This window comes from Actinotignum timonense (assembly GCF_900155575.1).
Lineage (GTDB): Bacteria > Actinomycetota > Actinomycetes > Actinomycetales > Actinomycetaceae > Actinotignum > Actinotignum timonense.
On the sequence record NZ_LT706966.1, the window covers coordinates 1,446,369 to 1,467,759 of the forward strand.

Annotated in this window: 10 protein-coding genes and 1 pseudogene; 9 read left to right on the forward strand and 2 right to left on the reverse strand. The window is 64.7% G+C overall.

Translation table 11 applies throughout. From position 1 onward, the window contains the following. Positions 1–132: 132 nt before the first annotated feature. On the forward strand, positions 133–8,271 hold the full coding sequence (locus tag CZ322_RS06105; RefSeq protein ID WP_087070604.1) for a type I polyketide synthase: 8,139 nt from the start codon (positions 133–135) through the stop codon (positions 8,269–8,271). Between the two features lie 120 nt (positions 8,272–8,391). Here the strand turns inward: CZ322_RS06105 and CZ322_RS06110 are convergent, their stop codons facing one another. Next, complete coding sequence (locus tag CZ322_RS06110; RefSeq protein WP_087070605.1) at positions 8,392–10,197, reverse strand: zinc ribbon domain-containing protein; 1,806 nt, start codon at positions 10,195–10,197, stop codon at positions 8,392–8,394. Between the two features lie 214 nt (positions 10,198–10,411). Here CZ322_RS06110 and CZ322_RS06115 point away from each other — a divergent pair, with 214 nt between their 5' ends. Continuing rightward, on the forward strand, positions 10,412–11,431 hold the full coding sequence (locus CZ322_RS06115) for a variant leucine-rich repeat-containing protein (RefSeq protein ID WP_087070606.1): 1,020 nt from the start codon (positions 10,412–10,414) through the stop codon (positions 11,429–11,431). 97 nt (positions 11,432–11,528) lie between these two features. Here CZ322_RS06115 and CZ322_RS06120 read toward each other — a convergent pair whose 3' ends face one another. Then, positions 11,529–12,962 (reverse strand): purine-cytosine permease family protein, encoded by a 1,434-nt coding sequence (locus CZ322_RS06120; RefSeq protein WP_087070607.1) that lies wholly within the window; start codon positions 12,960–12,962, stop codon positions 11,529–11,531. 191 nt (positions 12,963–13,153) lie between these two features. Between CZ322_RS06120 and CZ322_RS06125 the strand changes: the two genes are divergently transcribed. The 7 genes and pseudogenes from CZ322_RS06125 (at position 13,154) to CZ322_RS06155 (ending at position 21,337) form a co-directional block, all read left to right on the forward strand. Next, positions 13,154–13,675: a holo-ACP synthase gene (locus CZ322_RS06125; protein ID WP_200807180.1), complete on the forward strand. Its 522-nt coding sequence runs from the start codon at positions 13,154–13,156 to the stop codon at positions 13,673–13,675. Positions 13,676–13,904: 229 nt separating this feature from the next. Then, a complete protein-coding gene (locus tag CZ322_RS06130; RefSeq protein WP_143231869.1) occupies positions 13,905–15,377 on the forward strand; it encodes an amino acid permease in 1,473 nt (490 codons plus the stop codon). A 185-nt stretch (positions 15,378–15,562) separates the two neighbouring features. Beyond that, complete coding sequence (gene glyA / locus CZ322_RS06135) at positions 15,563–16,969, forward strand: serine hydroxymethyltransferase (protein ID WP_280522329.1); 1,407 nt, start codon at positions 15,563–15,565, stop codon at positions 16,967–16,969. After that, a pseudogene (locus CZ322_RS06140) lies at positions 16,969–17,835 on the forward strand (bifunctional methylenetetrahydrofolate dehydrogenase/methenyltetrahydrofolate cyclohydrolase); the annotation flags it as partial. The gene glyA and the pseudogene CZ322_RS06140, both read left to right, overlap by 1 nt. Positions 17,836–18,001: 166 nt before the next feature. Next, on the forward strand, positions 18,002–18,838 hold the full coding sequence (locus CZ322_RS06145; RefSeq protein ID WP_087070609.1) for an exodeoxyribonuclease III: 837 nt from the start codon (positions 18,002–18,004) through the stop codon (positions 18,836–18,838). A 58-nt stretch (positions 18,839–18,896) separates the two neighbouring features. Then, complete coding sequence (locus CZ322_RS06150; protein ID WP_234984489.1) at positions 18,897–20,195, forward strand: YihY/virulence factor BrkB family protein; 1,299 nt, start codon at positions 18,897–18,899, stop codon at positions 20,193–20,195. A 2-nt stretch (positions 20,196–20,197) separates the two neighbouring features. Further along, positions 20,198–21,337 carry a mannose-1-phosphate guanylyltransferase gene (locus CZ322_RS06155; protein WP_087070611.1) on the forward strand — a complete coding sequence of 380 codons (1,140 nt, stop codon included), beginning with the start codon at positions 20,198–20,200 and terminating at the stop codon, positions 21,335–21,337. The last annotated feature ends 54 nt before the right edge of the window (positions 21,338–21,391 follow it).

Genomic DNA, 21,391 nt, shown 5'->3' on the forward strand with positions numbered 1-21,391 from the left:
GCGGGCGTTCATCCGGAACGTTCCGGCGCGTAGAGCCTGGGCCCAGACCACAGCGCCCAGAGCCCAATTTCGATCTTTCCATTTTTCAAGAATTGCCTCGCGGGACCTCCCGCATCTAGCAGAAAGAACACTATGACCAGCGTGTATGAATCCCTGACGGCCACCCCGCCGGCTTCCCCGTGGATCCTCCAATTCGCCGGCCAGGGCACCCCCTGGCGCGCCGAATTAGATGAGCTGCTCACCCCCGCGCGGTTGCGCGCGGACCTGACCGGGGTGGACGCGGCGGCCGAGGAGATCCTCGCCCCGGTGCTCCCCGAACTCACCGTGATTTCCGCCGGGCGCCTCGACCTGCTCGGGCTGCGCGGCCCGGCCAGCGCCGGGCGTGCCCCCCACACCTCGGTGCCCGGTATCCTGCTCAGCCAGTACGGGGCCTACCGCGACCTGGCGGTGCGCCCCACCGCCACCATCGGGCATTCCCAGGGCGTGCTGGCCGCCGCCATGGTGGAATCCAGCGATCCGGCCAGTATTTTTGCCCTTGCCCGCCTCATCGGGGCGGCCGCCTCCAAGATCAGCGGCGAACTCGGAATTACCGCCAGCAAGGATGCCAGCCCCATGCTCTCGGTGCGGGGCGTGGGTGCCCCGCTGCTGCGCCGCCTGGCCGCCAAGGTCCCGGATGCGGATGTTGCCATTATTAATTCCCGGGAAGCCTGCGTGGTCTCCGGGCGCCCGGCCGCCCTCACCGCCCTGGTAGCCCTCATCGAACGCGAAGCCGAACGGGAAGCGCGTGCCCGCGCCGATAAACTCACCGGCGGGGAAGCCCTCCACCCGGTCTGCGAATTCCTCAACGTGGGAGCCCCCTTCCATTCCCCGCTCCTCGAACCGGCCGTGGCCCTCGTGGATGCCTGGGCGGCTCGCTGCTCCCTTAACGTGGAACGCAGCGATGAGCTGGCCCGCGCCGTGCTCACCGCCAGCCTGGACTGGACCGCGGAATTCGCCGCGGCCCTGGACGAAGCAGGGCAGGGCGGAACCCCGGCCGGTTTCGTGGTGGACCTGGGCCCGGGCCCGAACCTCAAGACCATCGCCCTGGAAAACCTGGCCGGAACCGGGGTGAGCTACGTGGATGCCTCCACCGCCGCGGCCCGCGATGACCTGGTGACCGGGGTGGCGCGCGTGACCCGCACCCGCGACTGGTCCGAATACGCCCCGCAACTGCGCCAGATCAAGGGCCACACCTACCTGGATACCGCTTTCTCGCGGCTGACCGGGCGCAGCCCGATTATGCTCGGCGGGATGACCCCGACCACCGTGGACGGGGAAATCGTGGCGGCCGCCGCTAACGCCGGCTACTGGACCGAACTCGCCGGGGGCGGGCAGGTCTCCGAAGAAGTCCTCGCGGAGAACCTCTCCACCCTGCGCGAGCACCTGGAACCGGGCCGGGTAGCCCAGTTCAACACCATGTTCCTGGACCGCTACCTGTGGGATCTCCAATTTGGCTCGCGCCGGTTGGTTTCCCGCCAGCGCGCCGCCGGGGCACCCCTGGACGGCGTGGTCATTAGCGCCGGCATTCCCGAAAAGGACGAAGCCCTCGAACTTATCGCGCGCCTGCGCGCCGAAGGTTTCCCCTATATTGCTTTCAAGCCCGGCACCGTGGCCCAGATTCGCCAGCTCGTGGAGATCGCCAAGGCCTGCCCGGGCGCCCCGCTGATCGCGCAAGTGGAAGACGGCCACGCCGGTGGGCACCACTCCTGGGAGAACCTGGAAGACCTGCTCATCGCGACCTACGGCCAGATGCGTGAGGCCGGCCTCATTATTACCGTGGGTGGCGGCTTGGGCATTCCCGAGCGGGCGTCGTCGTTCCTCACCGGAACGTGGGCGCAGGCCTACGGTATGCGACCCATGCCCGTGGACGGCGTTTTCATCGGAACCGCGGCCATGGCCGCGAAGGAAGCGAAAACGAATCCCGACGTCAAGCAGCTGCTCGTTGATACGCCCGGCGTGAGCCCGGACGATAACGGCGGTTGGGTGGCGGCCGGCTCCACCCGCGGTGGTATTTGTTCCACCCAGTCCTCCCTGCACGCCGATATTTACAATGTGGAAAACGCGGCCGCCCGCGCTGCCCGCCTCCTCGTGGAAGTGGACGGGGACGCCGAAGCCATCGCCGCGCGCCGCGAGGAAATCATTACCGCGATCAACGCCACCGCGAAACCCTACTTCGGGGATATCGCGCAGATGACCTACGCGCAGGCGCTGCGCCGCTACGTGGAACTGACCGTGCCCTGGGCCGACGAACCCACCCAAACCCGCTTCTGGGAAATGCTCCAGCGTTTCGAAGCGCGCCTGTGCGAAGCGGAAAGCGGGGATGTTCCCACGCTCTTCCCCACCCAGGCCGATGCCGCCGCCGATCCGCAGGCAGCGCTCCAGCGCTTCCTCGCCGCCTACCCGAGTGCGGAAGAACACACCGTGCTCGCCCAGGACGAAGCCTGGTTCGTGGCCCTGGCCTCCAAGTACCCCAAGCCGGTGCCTTTCGTGCCGGTTATTAACGAGCAAGTGCTGCGTTTCTGGGGTTCGGATTCCCTGTGGCAATCCCACAACCCGCGCTACACCGCGGACCAGGTCCGTATTATTCCCGGCCCCACCTCGGTGGCCGCCATCACCAAGGTCGATGAACCCATCGCCGATATCCTGGGCCGCTACGAAGAAGACGCCGTGGCACGAGTGAGTGCGGGCGGGGCGCAGGCCCAGCCGGCCTTCTCCCGCGCGGCACGCGACCGCGAAACCTTCCTGCGGGAAACCCCCTTCATCGTGTGGCACGGCCACCTGGCCACCAACCCGGCCCACCTCATTCCGGAAGCGGAAATCCGCGATACTCCGGAGGGCCTGGAAATCTTCGTGCCCCTCGATACCCTCTGGGATGGCACCCAGGCCCACCAGCACGTGGTGCGGCATATGCGCATCCCGCTGCTGCTGCCCGAATCGGTAGCCACCGGCGGGCTGCCCGTGGTGGATGACGCCCGCCTGGAAGCGGCCATGCGCGAGGTGCTCGCCGCGATGTCCGGGGTGGGAACCACCACCCTGGGCGGCACCCCCATCACGAAGCAACCCGAGATGATCGACGGCGTTGCCACCCTCACCTTCGCGGTCTCCCCGGAGATCAACACCCTGCACGCGGGGATTACCGCGCCGGCCGGGCGCACCCCGGCGGCCGTGCCCTCCGCGCTGCTCGGTTCGTGCTGGCCCACCATCTATTCCGCGATGGGTTCGGGCGAAGCCGATGGCTACCCGATTATTGAAGGACTGCTCTCCGGCGTGCATCTTGATCACCTGGAAAAGGTGAATGTGCCGGTGGAGGAGATCCTGGAAGCCGGGCAGCTCACCGCGCGCTCGTGGGTGGCATCCGTGGCCGAATCTTCGGCCGGCCGGGTGCTGACCATCCGTACGAATGTTGCGTGCGAGGATGGCACCGTGGTGCTGGAATTCCAGGAACGCTTCGCCATGCGCGGGCGCGCCACCACCACGGAACTGCCCTCCGAGCCGGCCGCCCGCGGGGGAGTGGATGCCGATATTATCGACACCCCGCGCTCGGTGCTGCGCAAGGTCACCGTGCAGGCCCCCACCGATATGACGGCCTTCGCTATTGTTTCCGGTGATTTCAACCCGATTCACGTATCCCGCAACGCCGCGCTGGTGGCGGGAATGGATGCCCCGCTGGTGCACGGCATGTGGCTGTGCGCCGCCGCCCAGCACGCGGTGGCCGATCCGGTGGCCGGGCGCGCCCCCATGCATATCACCGGGTGGACCTACCGCATGTTCGGCATGGTGAACCTGGGTGACGCGGTGGATATTACCGTGGAGCGCGTGGGCCGGGTGCGCGGGGGCGGGCTCGCCCTCGACGTGACCGCCCGCTGCGGGGATACCGTGGTCTCCCAGGCTTCCTGCACCGTGAGCGCCCCGCGTACCGCCTATGTGTACCCGGGTCAGGGCATCCAGGCCCGCGGCATGACCCTCGATGACCGGGCCGCTTCGGCTGCCGTGCGTGAGGTGTGGGAACGCGCCGACCGGCATACCCGTTCCGCCCTCGGGTTCTCCATCCTCGCGGTGGTGCGCGATAACCCGGTGGAGCTGCGGGTGCGTGACGAGATCTTCCGCCACCCGGACGGGGTCCTCAACCTCACCCAATTTACCCAGGTGGCGCTCGCGACCGTGGCGTTCGCCCAGACCTCGCGTCTGCGTGAACAGGGTTCACTGGTAAGCGGTGCTTACTTCGCCGGGCATTCCCTGGGCGAATACAATGCGCTTTCCGCCTACTCGCAGGTCTTCAGCCTCGAGGACGTGCTGGAAATCGTGTACCGGCGCGGTACCACCATGCATCACCTGGTGGAACGCGATGAGCAGGGCCGCTCGAATTACCGCATGGGTGCCTTGCGTCCCAACCAATTTGGGGTGGGCGACGACGCCGTGCGCGACTACGTCGCGCAGGTAGCTGCCGCTTCCGGGGAATTCCTCGAGATCGTCAATTACAACCTGGCTGGCGCCCAGTACGCGGTGGCCGGAACCGTGGCAGGCTTGGAAGCTCTGGAAAAGGACGCCAATGAGCGGGCCCGGCAGGCCGGGGGCAAGCGCCCCTTCATGCTGGTTCCCGGTATTGATGTGCCCTTCCATTCCAGCGTGCTGCGCACCGGCGTAGCCGAATTTGGCGATACCCTGCGTGCCATTGTTCCCGCGGATATTAAGCTCGAAATTCTTGAAGGGCGCTACCTGCCTAACCTGGTGGCCCGCCCCTTCGAGCTGACGGAAGAATTCTGCGATGCCATCCTCGAGGTGGTCCCCTCAACGGTGGTACGCGAGATTCGCGATGATTTGGCCGCGCGCGTGGAGCGCGACCGGGTGGGTACCGCCCGCGAGCTCCTCATCGAGCTGCTGGCCTGGCAATTTGCCTCCCCGGTGCGCTGGATTGAAACCCAGGATTACCTTATTGAGGCCGGGGTGGAAGATATCGTGGAAATCGGCCTGGCTGCTTCGCCGACCCTGGCGAATATGGCCACCCGCACCCTCGCGNTGGCCGGAACCGCGCGCGATCTGCTCGCGCGCCTCGGCCACAACGAGCGCCCGGAAGCGCCCGCGGCCGCTGATGACCTGGCCCTGCGCGAAGCGATGAGCGCGGAACTGGGCAGCGGTTGGGAAGACTTCGTGACCCCGCGCTTCGACCCGGCCCAGGCCGTACGCCTGTGCGACCGCTGGGCCACCGCCCGCGAGGACGTGGCCAAGATCGCCTTCGGGCGCGAAGTGAACGCCAATTTCACCGGCGTTGGGGAAGAAGTGGCCCGCCAGGCCGAATGGCAGGCGGCCCGCAATCCCAAGCTCGCGGCGCGCTTGACGAAGATCGCCCGCGCTGCCCGCGATACCACCCCGGGAATCTACGCCGGGAAGGTCGCGGTGGTGACCGGTATGGCAGAGAACTCCATCGCGGGTGCGGTGGTGGCCGGGTTGCTGGCCGGCGGGGCAACCGTCGTCGCCACTTCCTCGCGTATCTCCACCACGCGCCTGAACTTCGCGAAGAAGCTCTACCGCGAAAACGCCATTAACGGTGCCGAACTGTGGCTCATCCCCGCCAACCTCGCTTCCTTCCGCGACGTCGACGCGATCACCGCGTGGATCGGCGCCGAACAGCGCGAAACGGTGGGTGCCACCTCGAAGCTCGTCAAGCCGGCCCTCATTCCTGACCTCCTGGTGCCCTTCGCGGCGCCGCGGGTGAGCGGCTACCTCAGCGATGCCGGCCCCGAAGCGGAAAACCAGGCCCGCGTGCTGCTGTGGAGCGTGGAGCGCCTCATCGGCACCCTCGCAAGCCTGGGCACCGACGCCGCCATCGACCATCGCATGCACGTGATTCTGCCGGGCTCCCCGAACCGGGGCTCCTTCGGTGGGGACGGCGCCTACGGCGAAGTCAAGGCCGCGCTCGATGCCGTGGTCAATAAGTGGCGCGTGGAGCCGTGGGGCCAGCGCACCACCATCGCGCACGCGAAGATCGGGTGGGTGCGCGGCACCGGCCTCATGGGTGGGAACGATCCGCTGGTGGAAGCCGTGGAAGCCAAGGGCGTGCATACCTGGTCCACGGCGGAAGCCGGGCGCGAACTGCTCACCCTCTTCACCCCCGAATCGGTGGCGGCTGCCCGCACCGCGCCGGTCATTCACGATATGACCGGTGGCTTGGGTGATATTAACCTGCCCGAACTGGCCGCGAGCATCACGCCGGCCGCCCCCGCTCCGGCAGCGCAGGCCGCACCGAGCGTGCGGGCCCTGCCCAGCCCGGTGAGCATCCACCAGCCGACCATGGACCTGGGTGCTTTCGGGAGCGGCAGCGCCAAGCCCGAGGACCTCGTGGTCATCGTGGGGCTGGGCGAAACCGGCCCGTGGGGCAGCTCGCGTACCCGGTGGGAAGCCGAACTCGGGATTCAAAGCGACGGCGATGTGGACCTCACCCCTGCCGGGGTGCTGGAGCTGGCCTGGATGATGGGCCTGCTCACCTGGTTCGACACCCCGAAGCCGGGCTGGTACACCCCCGAAGGCGAGCTGGTTCCCGAAGAGGATATTTTCGAACGCTACCGCGATGAAGTTGTGGCGCGTTCGGGTATCCGCGCCTTCGTGGATGACGGGCCGCTGGCCGATATCGGAACCACCGATATCGCCCCGGTCTACCTGGAGAAGGACGTGACCTTCACGGTGGGCAGCGAAGCGGAAGCCCTCGCCCACGCCGAAGCGGATCCGAGCTTCACCAGCTTCTTCGAGGAAGACGGCGAATGGCGGGTGACCCGCAAGGCCGGGGCACTGACCTACATGCCGCGCCGTACCACCCTCACCCGCCGCGTGGGCGGGCAGTTCCCCACCGATTTCGATCCGGCCAAGTGGGGGATTCCGGCATCGCTGGTGGAGAGCGCGGACCGCATGGCTATCTACAACCTCATGACGGCGGTGGATGCCTTCCTCTCGGCCGGGTTCTCCCCGGCGGAGCTGCTCGAATACGTGCATCCGGTGGATGTTTCCTCCACGCAGGGCACCGGCTTCGGCGGGATGACCTCCATGCGCCGCCTGTACGTGGATCGCTTCCTGGGTAAGGATTACCCGCAGGATATCCTCCAGGAAACCCTGCCGAACGTGATCGCCGCGCATACCATGCAGGCCTATGTGGGCGGGTACGGTTCCATGATTCACCCGATCGGCGCTTGCGCGACCGCCGCGGTGTCCGTGGAAGAAGGCGTGGATAAGATCGCCACCGGCAAGGCTCAGTTCGTGGTCTCCGGCGCGATTGATGACGTGCAGGTCGAGTCCCTTATCGGTTTCGGTGATATGAATGCGACGGCGGATTCTGCCGCTATGGCGAAGAAGGGCATCAACCCGCGCTTCTTCTCCCGCGCTGGCGATCTGCGCCGCGGTGGCTTCGTGGAAGCCTGCGGCGGCGGCACGGTGCTGCTGGCCCGCGGTGACGTGGCCGCCCAGATGGGGCTGCCCGTCTACGGGGTGGTGGCCTATATTCGCTCCTTCGCGGACGGTATCCAAACCTCGATTCCGGCACCGGGCCTGGGAGCGCTGGCCGCCGGCATGGGCGGAGAGAACTCCGTGCTGGCCACGAACCTGCGCAATCTGGGCGTGAGTGTGGACGACGTCGCCGTGCTTTCCAAGCACGACACCTCCACCAATGCGAATGACCCGAACGAAGCGGAACTTCACGACCGCCTCTTCACGGCGCTGGGCCGCAGCGCGGGCAACCCGCTCTACGTGGTTTCCCAGAAGACCCTGACCGGGCATTCCAAGGGCGGGGCGGCGCTCTTCCAGATGGCTGGCATCACCCAGATGTTCGCCACCGGGAAGATCCCGGGGAATAAGGCCCTGGACTGCTCCGATCCGGCTTTCGAGGAACGCAGCTACCTGGTGTGGCCGCGCGAGGTCCTCGAGGTGGGCGATATCAAGGCGGCCGTGCTGACCTCGCTCGGCTTCGGGCATGTTTCCGCGCTCATGATGCTCGTGCACCCGGCGGCTTTCGAGGCAGCTATCGCGCGCACCAACGGCGCGAAGGCAGCCCAGCTGTGGTGCGAGAGCGCTGATATGCGCCTGCTGGAAGGTGCACGCCACCTGGTTGCCGGAATGGTTGGCCACGCGCCGCTCTACACCGAAACCTCGGTGGATGAGCGCTTCGCGGGGGACCGCCACGAAGGCGAAGCAGCGCTGCTCCTCGATCCGCGCTACCGCCTGGTGAACGGAAAGTACCAGCTGCGCTAAAGCAGAGCTAAAGCAGGCTAAAGCAGAGCGGATCCATCCCATAAGAGCGGGGCGGGGTAGTTCATCACGAACCACCCCGCCCCGGTTGCTGTCTAGCGCGCTTAGTAACTGGAGCCGCTTTTACCAGCCGTAATTATCCTTGGAGAAATCCACCGTGATCGCCCCGTCTTTCACTTCGAAGCGCAGGGTGCGGTTCACCCAGATATTGACCGGCCACTCCGATTCCTTCCAGGGATCCTTCTCGCTGTAGCGCTGCTTGTAATTAATAACGGCCTTGCCCTTGACTTTGGCGGTGCCCACGTAGGCGCCATCCTCGTAGCGCAGGCTGGAGGCCTCCACCTCAACCTTGGGTTCTTCCTTCCACGAGCGCCGAATCTCCGTCACCGCTTGGAAAACAGGATCGCTCATATTCAATTCGGGGCAGTCCTTCACCTCGAAAGTATCGGCGGGCATGCACGCCTCATACCGGGCATTCACCTGCTTCTGGATTTCCGCGGCCACCTCCGGAGTGAAGCTCGGTTCAATAGCGGCCGAGGAACCCGGGCCAATAACCGGGACGGATACACTCTCCGCCTCCCCGAAAGTCACGAAGGTGTCACCGCCCTGGGCACCCACCGTGTAGGTCCCCGGGAAAGCGGGCAGCGAATAGTACTCGCTAGCACGCTCGCCCTTCGTGGCCGGGTCCACCGTGGTCGAAAGATCGACGTAGACCCCATTAATACTCACCCGCGGCGTGGCGGAACGTAGCTCCACGGTCCCCAGCGGCGCATCAGTGACCTGCCATTCGGAGAAGAACAGGAATTTCTTGCCGCGTTCGCTGAGCGTGAGATCAACCGGATATTTCTTCATATCGATGGTGAATTCCGCGCTCACGTGCACGGTATTTTTCCCGCCCGGCTGCGATTGCTTAAACGCGGAAATCACCTCAAAATCGGTGGGCCGATTCGTCGCCTTGCTGTAAATTTCGTCGCTGAGGAGCAGGCGCTCCCCGGACCGCACATTCGGGTCGTACACCTCGAGCGCGGCGCTGGCCTTACCGTCCACAATCGCGGAGAGATACGCCTCGGCCGTTTTCTCCGGCGCGAATTTACTGGCCGTCACCTTAAAACCAATAACACCCGCCACGACGAGCACCAGCAAAACCACCAGGCTGATCCACAATTTCTTATGGGATTTCTTCTCCCGCGGAAGCGCCGGGGCCGGGGCGGCGGCGTACATTCCGCCCGGCATTCCGCCTGGCATTCCGGGGCCGGCGGCCGGGCTCGGCACGGTGCCGTACCCGCCCGGAGGCGCGTAACCCTGCGGCGTGGCGCCGTAACCGGGCTGCGGCGCATAGCCGGGAGCGGGCGGGTAACCCGGGGTCGGTACCGTATCCGGAGCTGGTAGCGCATCCGAGGCCGCGGCGGCACTGGCCGCGCTCGGAATATCCTCGAGCATCCGCGGAAGCGCGGTACGGGTGGGCGCGCCCGCATCAACATCGGCCGTGATCCACGCTTCAGGCTCGCTTGGTGATAGGGGCGACGGCGCCGCTGCCGCGGGCGAATCCGCCGCGGGGATTTCCGCGGCGAGCGTGGCTTCCGGATCGGGCTGCGGGGTAGCTTCTTCGGTATGGTGCTCGTCGGGCTGACTGACCTCGGAGAAGTTGGCCTCAGAGAAATCGGCTTCGGGCTGCTCATCTGCGGCATGCGCGGGGGCCGGCGGCTCGGAGACCGGTGGCGCGGGAGGCGGGGGAGGAACCGGGACCGCGAGCGGATGCGCCGGGGTAGCCTCGGGCCGGGCTGCCGGCGCCTCCTCGACGGGCGGAATCGTCCGGGTCAGCTCCGCTTCCGCGGGGCTCGGCGCGGAAGGCGTTGGCGCGGAAGGCGGCGGAGGTGGAGGCGGGGGCACCGGCGTGGACGGTGGGAACTGGTCAGGTCCGTTAGTCATAAGAGGTCCTTCCTCACAGATGGAGTACGGTGACGTGGAAGGTGGAACTCGCGTGATGAGCCCCGCCGTCGTACCTGTAGAGTTTTTCATAAACCCCACGTACCTAGGGTAACTGGGATACTGTTGCTACAGGAGAAAACTCCGTATATTAACCGTAGAAAGTATTGGTAGCTACACGGGGTTTTCGTCCGCGTTTTTGCGGTACGGAAATTCTATGGGAGAAAGTGGAACCGCTATGATGTACGATCCGCGCACAATGACCCTCGAAAACTTAGGCGACCCGCAGATTACCGCGCGGGATCTTGCCGATATTGCGGCCCAGCGCCCCGACCTGTGGGATGCTATCGCGGTTCATCCGCAGTGCTACCCGGCACTGGTGTCCTGGATTCGCGAACGCCAGGCCGAAGCCCAGGCGCAGCAGGCCCCGCAGTTTGCGCAGACCCAGCAACCGGCAGCGCAGCCGGCCGCAGAGCCGGAAGAACAGCCCGCCGCGGCGCAGCCGGCTGGTGAATATCAGCAGCCCGAACCCCAGTTCCAGCAGCCCGCCGCGCACGCGCAGCAGGCCCCGCAGCCCCTCACCGCCGAGCAGTGGCAGGCTCGCTTCCAGCTGGATAACGGCCGCGAACCCACCCTGCGGGAATACCAGGAGGCCGTCGCCCAGGGCGCGGTAGCCGGGCCGGGCGCTGCGGATAATTCCGTGGGGGATATGAAAGAAGGCCTCAAGCAATTCGCCACCGGGGCCAAGGATTTCGTGAGTAACCGGGTGGCTCCGGCGGTCGCCCAGCAGGCCGGTGCGATGCGCCAGAGCTTCGCGGCTGCCTCCGCGGGGCGCGCTTCCAAGTGGAATGTGATTATTCCGGCGGTGCTCATCGGCGCCCAGGTGCTCGCGATGCTCAGCGTTTTCCTGCCCTTCGCCTCGGCCTTTGGTTTTTCCGCCAGCATGATGACGGGGGATTCCGAATCGGCGTGGGTGATTATTCTTTGCTACCTCATTGCAGCTGTTTTCTCCACGCTCGCTCTGGTGATCAAGAAGAAGTGGACCATGGCCACCGCCGGCGGGGTGGGTTTACTTTTCGGGATTCTGCTATTCATCGGTAGCATGAACGCTCTGTCCAAGCTTTCTGAATTCTCTGAGGTTGCCAGCGTCGGTATTGGCTTTATTCTCTTCGTCCTCGCCACCATCGTGAATATTGCCTTCTCCATCTGGGCTATCGTAGTGGTGGTCAAAAAGTAGCAATAACGAGGATATCTTGCGGATATCAAGAAAAGTAAAATTATAAAAGTGGGGCGGACAGCATAAATAATGTCCGCCCCACTTGTGTATACGAGCGCTAAATCATCTCCGCTTCCTGGCGGCGCACCCGCGCTCCGCACAGCCCGTAGTAGGCCACGAAACCAATAATGAGAGCCAGGATCACGCCGATATTACCCGAGCCGAGCGGCCCGTCCACCCCGCCGATGAGGGGGAGGAGGTAGCCCTGCCAATCATTGAAGGGAGCATCGGAGAAGCCGTTGACTACCAAACCCCAGCCGATCACGCAGCACACCGCCAGGATGGCCAGCGAGGTCGCGTTGTACTTGCCGTAGCGGCCGGTGGGGGAGAAGAGTGCGGCGTCGTCGTAATCACGCTTACGCAAAGTAATATCCGCCATCATGATGCCGGTCCACGCGGCAAGCGGTACCCCCAAAGTGACCAGGAAGGACTGGAAGGGGCCGATAAAGGTCGGCGAGAAGAACGTGACGTAAACAGTTCCCACAGTGAGAATCACGCCGTCGATGAGGGAGGCGAGGGGGCGTGGAATCCGAATCCCCAGGGTCAGGAGGGTGAGCCCCGAAGAATAAATACCGTTAATCGCGCCCGAGAGCAGCGAAAGAATCGCGGTGAGGAGGAAGGGGAGGAGGAACCAGGTGGGGAGGATGGTGGCCAGCGCCCCGACCGGGTCGGCGCCGATGGCTTCGGAGAGCGCGTCGTCCGAACCGGCCAGCATCAGCCCGAAGCTAATGAGGACCACCGGGCCGAGGGAACCACCCAGGGTATTCCAGAAAATAATATGGCTGCCGCGCGCCTCGCGGCTCTGGTAGCGCGACCAATCCGCCGCGATATTCACCCAGCCCAGGCCCATGCCGGTGAGCACCATGACGAAAGCGCCGAGCATGGCCGCGACAGAGCCCGAAGAGTGAGAGAAAAGCGCGGAGGCGTCGAGATGTGGGAAAACTAAAATAATATAGATAATCGTGGTGATGCCGGTGATCCAGGTGAGAACCGCCTGCATTTTCATAATAATGTGATACCCGGCCACCGCGCCCAGCACGATGAGGGTGGCAACAATGGCCGCCGCCACCACTTTGACGGTGGTGGAATCTTCCCCGGCCCAGCCCAGCCGCGCCAGCACGGTATTAGTGGCTAGAACTGCGGTAATGGCCAGCGAGGTCTCCCAGCCGATGGAAGTCAGCCAGGAAATAATGCCCGGAACTTTCGCGCCGCTGACCCCGAAAGCCGCGCGCGACATGACCATCGTGGGCACCGAGCCGCGTTTGCCGCCCAGCGCGATTACCCCGCAAATAGCGAAGGACAGAATCACGGCGATTACCGTGATGACCAGCGCCTGCGGGAAAGAAATACCAAATCCAAGCACCCACGCCCCGTAACTCATCCCGAAAACGGAGATATTCGAGGCGAACCACGGCAGGAACAGATGCCGGGGTTTCGCGGTGCGCTCACTATCGTCGACTATTTCGATACCGGTTGTCTCTATCGATGCCATAGGGACTATTTTTCTCCAGCTCAGCGGCGAATGGTAGAGGAAAAGCAAAATTCGGGAAGAGCAGACAGGGAGCGGCGGCCTCGTCTACCATAAAAGGGAAAAGTCACGCGGGAGCTAAAGTCATAGGGAACGACGGCGCCACTTTGGCTCTGAGCTGGCCAAACGGATACGTCACCGGGAAGGAGTGCTCCGTGATAGCGGGAATTGGAACCGATACCGTGGCCATCGATGCCTTCGCCCAGCAGCTGGATTTACCCGGCTCCCGCTTCCGCAATGTTTTTACCGCGCGGGAAATGCGCTACGCGATCCGCCGGGCTCAGCGCCACACCCGCACCGAGGCCGCCGGCGCCTTCGCCACCCCGGCCGCGGAAGAAGCCGGATTTGAGACCGTTATCCCGGCCGCGGAGCTCGCCCCGCATCTGGCGGCGCGTTGGGCGGCTAAAGAGGCTTTTATTAAAGCGTGGTCGGCGGCCCTGTACGGTTCTCAGCCGGTGCTGCCCGAGGGGCATTGGGATGCTATCGAAGTCACCAATGACCGCTGGGGGCGCCCCGCGATTATCCTCGGGGCACCGATAGCCGGGGCGGTCCATAAAACCCTCGGGAGCGTGAATATTCATGTGTCGATGAGTCATGATGGCAACGTGGCCAGCGCCGTCGTTCTTATTGAATATCAGAACAATAGCGGGGCGCGGCGGGCCGCAAGCGCGCACTAAACCCGCAGCTACACCCGGCGCTAAACCGCGCTACACCCCGAAGAAGCCGCCACTACACCCCGAACCGGCCGGAAATAGACCCGCGGCTCGCTGTGTGAGAAGCAATAGCGCCGCGGTGGCAGCGTACACTACCGTGTGCCGGTACGAACGAAGCACTGAGGCGGTGGCGCGGCCACCGCGGGGAGCGGGCCCGCCCACAGGGGCGCCGCGATGAAGGAGCTGAGAAAACGTGGCACCAGAGCAAGCTGGACAAGCTGAGCAATCCGCCGAGCCGCAGCTGCAACGCGGCCTGCACGCCCGCCACCTCACCATGATCGCGGTGGGCGGGGCGATTGGCACCGGGCTCTTCGTGGCTTCGGGCGAAACAATCAGCCAGGCCGGCCCGGGCGGGGCCCTGGTGGCCTACGGGCTCATCGGGATGATGGTCTACCTCCTCATGCAATCTCTGGGCGAAATGGCGGCCTACCTGCCGGTGGCCGGCTCCTTCGAAGAATACGGGCGGCGTTTCGTTTCCCCGTCCTTCGGGTTCGCCACCGGCTGGAATTACTGGTACAACTGGGCAATCACCGTGGCCGCCGAGCTGTCCGCCGCGGCGCTCGTCATGAAGTACTGGTACCCGGACACCCCCGGCTGGGTGTGGTCCGCGGTCTTTTTAGCCCTCCTCATTTTGCTCAATGCGCTCTCGGTCCGTACCTACGGAGAAGGCGAATTCTGGTTCGCTCTCATTAAAGTGGTGACCGTCCTGGCCTTTATCGCGGTGGGCCTGCTCATGATCGCCGGCGTGTTCGGGGCCAGCCCGGGGCTCGCGCACTGGACGGAAGGCGAGGCGCCCTTCGTGAACGGCGGGGCGGGCATCCTCGCGGTCTTCATGGTGGCCGGTTTCTCCTTCCAGGGCACCGAAATGGTGGGCATCGCCGCGGGGGAGGCCCGCGACCCCGCCACCACCGTCCCGCGCGCCACCCGCACAATTTTCTGGCGCATCCTCATCTTCTACATCGGCGCGATCGTGGTGGTGGGCACCCTGGTGGCCTACAGCGACCCGAATCTGCTGCGCACCGACATCTCCGATATCGCCGTCTCGCCCTTCACCCTGGTATTCGAGCGCGCCGGGGTGGCTTTCGCGGCCGCGGTTATGAACGCCGTTATTCTCACCGCGGTGCTCTCCGCCGGGAACTCCGGACTCTACGTATCCACCCGCATGCTTTTCGCACTGGCCGAGCAGGGCAGCGCCCCGAAATTCCTGGCGCGCCTGACCCGCCGCGGCGTCCCGCTCAACGCCATGATCATCACGATTCTGGTGGCCACCGCCTGCTTCATCTCCTCCTTCATGGGCGACGGCAAAGCCTACGCCTGGCTCGTTAACGCCTCCGGGCTGGCCGGTTTTATCACCTGGATGGGCATCGCGTGGAGCCACTACAATTTCCGCCGCGCCTTCATAGCCCAGGGCCGCAGCCTCGACGAACTCCCCTTCAAAGCGCGGTTCTACCCGGCCGGCCCCATCGTGGCGCTGGTGATGTGCGCGGTGGTGATTGTGGGGCAGAGCTACCTTATTATTACCTCCGGCGGTGGCGCCCTCGACCTGCTCTCCTCCTATATCGGATTACCGCTGTTCTTCGCCCTGTGGTGGGGCCACAAACTCGTCACGAAGAGCCCCGCCGCGGATTTGGCGCACGCCGATCTAAGCGCACCCAAGATTTCCTAAGCGCGGCCCTTTTGCGCGGGTGCTCGCTGCTCGCGGGCCGTGCGCCGTCGTTCCCATCCGCGTGCAGCACGACGACGCCGCAACGGCCCGCGTGGTCCGGAAAGTTTCGCTGCAATTTTTGTGTCGCACCCCCGCGGTAGACTGTCGACCTAACAGCGAAGGCGTGGAAGGTGTGGAGGAGAGACATGAGTACACCACTGGATGAACCTTTGGCCGTGGCGGACCCGGAAGTTGCCGCGATTCTCACCGGGGAATTGCGCCGCCAGCAAGAAGGCTTGGAAATGATCGCGTCGGAGAATTTCGTTTCCCGCGCGGTTCTGCAAGCCCAGGGCTCTGTTCTCACCAATAAGTACGCGGAAGGCTATCCCGGGCGGCGCTACTACGGGGGCTGCGAATGGGTGGATAAGGCCGAAACCCTCGCCATTGAGCGGGCAAAAAGCCTGTTCGGGGCTGATTACGCGAACGTGCAACCCCATTCGGGGGCCTCGGCGAATGCCGCCGTGTACCACGCGATGGTGAAACCCGGGGGCAAAGTTTTGGGCATGGCCCTCGATCAGGGCGGGCATCTCACCCACGGCATGAAACTCAATTTCTCCGGGCGTAACTATGAGGTAGCCGCCTACCACGTCAATCCGGAAACCTATCTTCTCGATATGGATGAGGTGCGTGAAACTGCGCTGCGCGAACGCCCCGCCATGATTATCGCCGGGTGGTCCGCCTACCCGCGCCACCTAGATTTCGCGGCTTTCCGCTCCATCGCTGATGAAGTGGGCGCGGTGCTGTGGACGGATATGGCCCATTTCGCCGGCCTGGTTGCCGCCGGGCTGCACCCCAATCCCCTCCCGTACTCGGATGTGGTCACCACCACTATCCACAAAACCCTGGGCGGGCCCCGCTCGGGAATGATTCTCTCCGCCCGCGGGGCAGAATACGGTAAAAAGCTTAATTCCGCGGTGTTCCCGGGCAACCAGGGCGGCCCGCTCATGCACGTGGTTGCCGCGAAAGCGGTGGCCCTCGGCTACGCGGCTACGGAAGAATTCCGTGAGCGCCAACGCCGCACCCTGGAAGGCGCCCAGATCCTGGCCGCGCGGCTCACGGAAGCAGATGTGGCTCAGGCCGGCATCTCGATTATTTCCGGGGGTACGGATGTGCACCTGGTCCTCGTGGACCTGCGCAATGCCGCGATCAACGGCCGAGAAGGGGAGGACCTCCTGGGCAGCATCGGTATCACCGTCAATCGCAACGGGGTTCCCTATGACCCGCGCCCGCCCTTCGTCACTTCCGGGCTGCGCATCGGCACCCCGGCCTTGGCCACCCGCGGCTTCGGCCCGGAAGAATTCACGGAAGTTGCCGATATTATCGCCCGCGCCCTCATCGGCGGGCACTCCGCACCGGTGGAGGAGCTGCGTGCCCGGGTGCGCGCCCTCGCGGACCGTTTCCCGCTCTACGCCGGCCTCGATCAGGTCGGGGGCGGTTCTGGTGCTCCGGGCGCATCGGGCACTTCGGGCGCATCCGGAAACGGCTGCTGCGGCGGGCACGCAGCTAGTGCCGCCCCTGGAAGCATCTGTGCACAGAGCGGGGAAGGCGAGTAATGGCAGCGCAACTTTTGGACGGGCGCGCGGTTGCCTCCGCTATCAAAGATGAACTGCGGGTGCGGGTGGAAGCTCTGCGCGCTCGCGGATACACTCCCGGACTTGGCACCGTGCTGGTGGGTGATGACCCGGCCTCCGCGGCGTATGTACGCGGCAAACACCGCGATTGCGCGGAGGTGGGTATCGCCTCTCTGCAAGTGGAACTGCCGGCGAGCGCCACCGCGGCAGAAGTGGCCGCTGCGCTGCGCGATCTCAATACCAACCCGGCCTGCACCGGGTACATCCTCCAGCTGCCGCTCCCAGCCGGGCTTCCCGAAGCCCGCCTCATCGAAGCGATTGACCCGGATAAAGATGCCGACGGGCTCCACCCGATCAACCTCGGGCGCTTGGTGGCAAGCGTGAGCGGCCAGCTCACCTCCCCGCTGCCCTGCACCCCGGCCGGCATCGTGGAGCTCATCGAACGCCACGGGCTCAGCCTTGCCGGCAAACACGTGGTGGTCCTCGGGCGCGGAATCACGGTGGGAAGAAGCATCGGCCTCCTCCTCACCCGGAAGAACATCAACGCTACCGTCACGCTCTGCCACACCGGCACCTCGAATATTCCCGAGCTGTGCCGGCGCGCTGATGTCATTATTGCCGCGGTGGGCCAGGCCGGTTTCGTCCGCCCGGAATGGGTGGCGCCCGGCGCCGTCGTTATTGACGTGGGAGTGACCCGGGAGCGCACCGCAGAAGGAAAATGGCGCACCCTCGGGGATGTGGACCCGGGCGTACGCGATCACGCATCCTGGGTATCACCCAATCCCGGCGGGGTGGGCCCGATGACCCGCGTCATGCTGCTCAGCAACGTCGTGGATATGGCCGAACGCTGCGCTGCGGAGCAGGATGGGGCGAAGCTGCGCAGTGCAGTAGGCGGCGCAGCCGGCCCGGACGCGCCGGCGCAGCGCGCAACCGAACAGCAGGGCTTGGCAGGAGAGCGCGCAGCAGCACAGATCCTCCCGGAGCGCTCCGGGGCAGGGCATGAAGGGGAATGAGATGCGGATAAGCACCGTCAATGTCAATGGAATTCGCGCGGCCGCGCGTAAAGGAATCGCGGCCTGGCTAGAAGCCACCGCCGCGGATATCATCCTGCTTCAAGAAGTGCGTGCCCCCGCGGATATCACCGCAGATATTTTCGCGGGCACCGGCTACCGGATCTACACGGCCGTTTCCGATATCAAAGGCCGGGCCGGAGTCGCGGTCGCGGTTCGGGAAGGCATCGGTGTGGGTGAGATCCGGGATCACCTGGGCGTGGACGCGGATGGAAAGCCCGTCAGTGAAGAAGCGCCGGTGGATAGCGGGCGCTGGCTTGAAGTGGAACTCCCGGATGACCAGCTGCGGGTGGTGAGCGCCTACCTGCATTCAGGAGTGGCGGATAATCCAGAAAAGATGGCGGCAAAATACGCGCATCTGGAACGGGTAAGCGCCCGCTTAGCGCAATTCGATCCGGCCGCACGCACCCTGGTCGCCGGGGATTTCAATATCGTTCACACCGAAGCTGATATTGAGAACTGGAAGTCTAACCACAACCGCACCTCCGGGGTACTCGACGATGAAATCGCCTACTTGGATCGGTGGTTCGGTGGGCCCTGGGTAGATGTGCAACGCGCCCTGCTGGAGCACAACGGGCACGAAGGCAAAGGCCCCTACACCTGGTGGAGCCAGCGCGGCAAAGCTTTTGATAACAACGTGGGTTGGCGTATCGACTACCACATGGCCAGCCCCGCATTTGCCGCCACCGCACAAAGCTTCACCATCGGGCGGGCAGCCTCCTACGCCGAGCGTTGGTCCGACCACGCTCCGCTCACGGTTGACTACCAACTCGAGAGCTAAGCTCGTTGAGGAATCAAAAACTTCTGTTTTTGTCGTAGGCCTCACGTACCATGGCTATGTGACACAGCAGAACACAGTGATGGATAGGACTTCCCGGGCTTTCGGGGTGGATCAGCGCGGGCGGCAAGCCGCCCGGCGGGGTGCACCCAGCGGGGCCCGGGTGGCGGAAAGCGGCATGGGCGGCGTCGTACATAAAGGAAAATCCCTGGTTGAATGGGTGCAAGGCACGCGCATTATGCGGGGGATTGGCCGCTACGGTAAAGCCCGCGGGGGCCTGCTCGCCGGTGGAATCGCCTACTCGGCGCTTTTCGCCATCACCGCGGCGCTCACCATTTCCTGGACCGTGTTTATGGCCACCCTCGGCAGGAACGCGCAGCTGCGGGAAACCGTGGTCGATGCCGTCAATGCGGCCCTGCCCGGCATCCTCCAAGACTCCTCCGGGGAAGGGCTCATCAACCCCGATGACCTCATCCTCTCGGGAACCTCGGTAGTGGCAACCGTCATTGCGGGAGCTGTGCTGTTGTGGACAGCGATGTCCATTATGGCTGGGCTCGCCACCGCCATCGGAGCCATGTTCGGCGTGAATCAGCGAACCGAAAATGGGGCGGTGAGTATCCTCTTCCGGCTGGCCGGATTCGTAGTGCTCGCCCTGGGGATCCTCACCTCCGCGATTATCGGCTCTCTCGTCGGCTCGGTAGGAACTCTGCTCCTCACCCACCTGGGGCTGGACGGAGCCCTCGTGCAATTCGGAACCAAAATCGCGGTCTTCCTGCTCGCGGCCACCGTCGATGCCCTCGTCATCATGTTCATTATTCGCTTCACCTCCGGGATTCGGGTACCCCGCCGCGATTTCATTACGGGGGCGGCCCTCGGTGCGCTCCTTCTTTCCATCATTCGAGTGGTCGGTACCTCCGCGGTATCCAGCGTGTCCGGGAACCCGCTCCTCGCGCCCTTCGCCGCTATCGCCACCTTGCTGCTCTGGCTCAACCTCGCCTCGCGTATCGTTCTCATGGTCTCCGCCTATATGGCGAACCCACCGCGGGCCTACGTGGCACAGGACCCGGAAGAACTGCGGGCCACTACCACTCCCAATTACGTCACCCTTTCCGTTCCGGAAACACTCACGTGGCCGCATGATCCCATCACGGGTTCCCTGCTGCCCGAACCGGATAACGCCACCGAAGATGAGGAAGAAGAACTGCCCGAATGGGGTGGTTTGGCCGGGAACCTGGCTCGCCGCCGGGCCGAAAAGCTAGAATCAAAGGCGCGCGAGGCACAGCTCAAAGCTGAGGAAGCTCGCGCACACTACGTGAACGGGCAACGCGAACTCGCCCGCTCGCAGCGAAAGGACAGCTAGGCGTGACATTCCATGCGATTATTCCCGCCGGGGGAGCCGGCTCACGGCTGTGGCCACTCTCGCGGGCCAGCCACCCGAAATTTCTGGTCGATTTTGGATCCGGGCACACCATGATTCACGATACAGTGACCCGGCTCGCCCCGCTCGCATCCAGTATCTACACCGTGACGGGCACTGCCCACGCCGCGGCCGTTCGCGAGCAACTCGTCGATATCCACACGCCCCTCCACTACGTGGTTGAACCGAGCCCGCGCGGCACCATGGCTGCCATCGGTATCGCCGCCGCGCTCGCTCACCGCTCCGACCCGGATGCCCTGGTCGGTTCCTTCGCGGCCGATCACCGCATCTCCAATACCGCGGCCTTCACCGCTGCAGTACGCACCGCGCTGCACGCAGCAGAGCACGGCTACCTGGTTACCCTCGGGATTACCCCGACCGGGCCGGCCACCGGGTTCGGCTATATTCGCGCCGGTGGGCCGCTCGCCGGCGGATTGCTTGGTGGCGAATCGCTCGAGGGTGGGCCGCTCGCGGGCGATACCGCTGCCTTAGCGGTAGAAAAGTTCGTGGAAAAACCGGATGCGGATACAGCCGCAAGTTACCTCGCGCAGGGTGGCTACTACTGGAACGCCGGGATTTTCGTGGCCCGCGCTGCCACCCTTATGGATATGCTCACCGAATACCGCCCTGATATCGCGGCTCCGCTTCGCCAGCTAGCCCAGCTGTGGGATCTGGACTCGGCCCAGCAATCCGCGCAGGTAGAAGAGATATGGGCCTCTATCCCGAAGGAGGTCATTGACCGGGCGGTAGCTGAACCGGCCGCGGCGGCCGGGCGGGTGGCCGTGGTTCCCGCTGATATGGGCTGGTCTGATGTGGGGGATTATGATTCCCTCGCCGAAGGCATCCCCGCCGGCGAACTCACCACCCAGCGGGTCCCGGGAAACACGGGCGCTCCGGTGCTCGCCATTGATGCGCCGGATTCTCTGGTGTACAGCTCGGCGAAGCCCATTGTTGTGGTGGGGGTGCCGGGCGCCGTCGTTATTGATACCGAAAACGCAGTGTTGGTGACCACGCGGGAGAAAGCACAGGACGTCAAAAAGGCCGTGGACGGTCTGGACGCGGCCGGGCTAGCGGATCTGAGATAGTTTTCCGCTCCGCGTAGCGGGGTGGAAGGCGCGCAGGCAGCGAAGGACAATAGA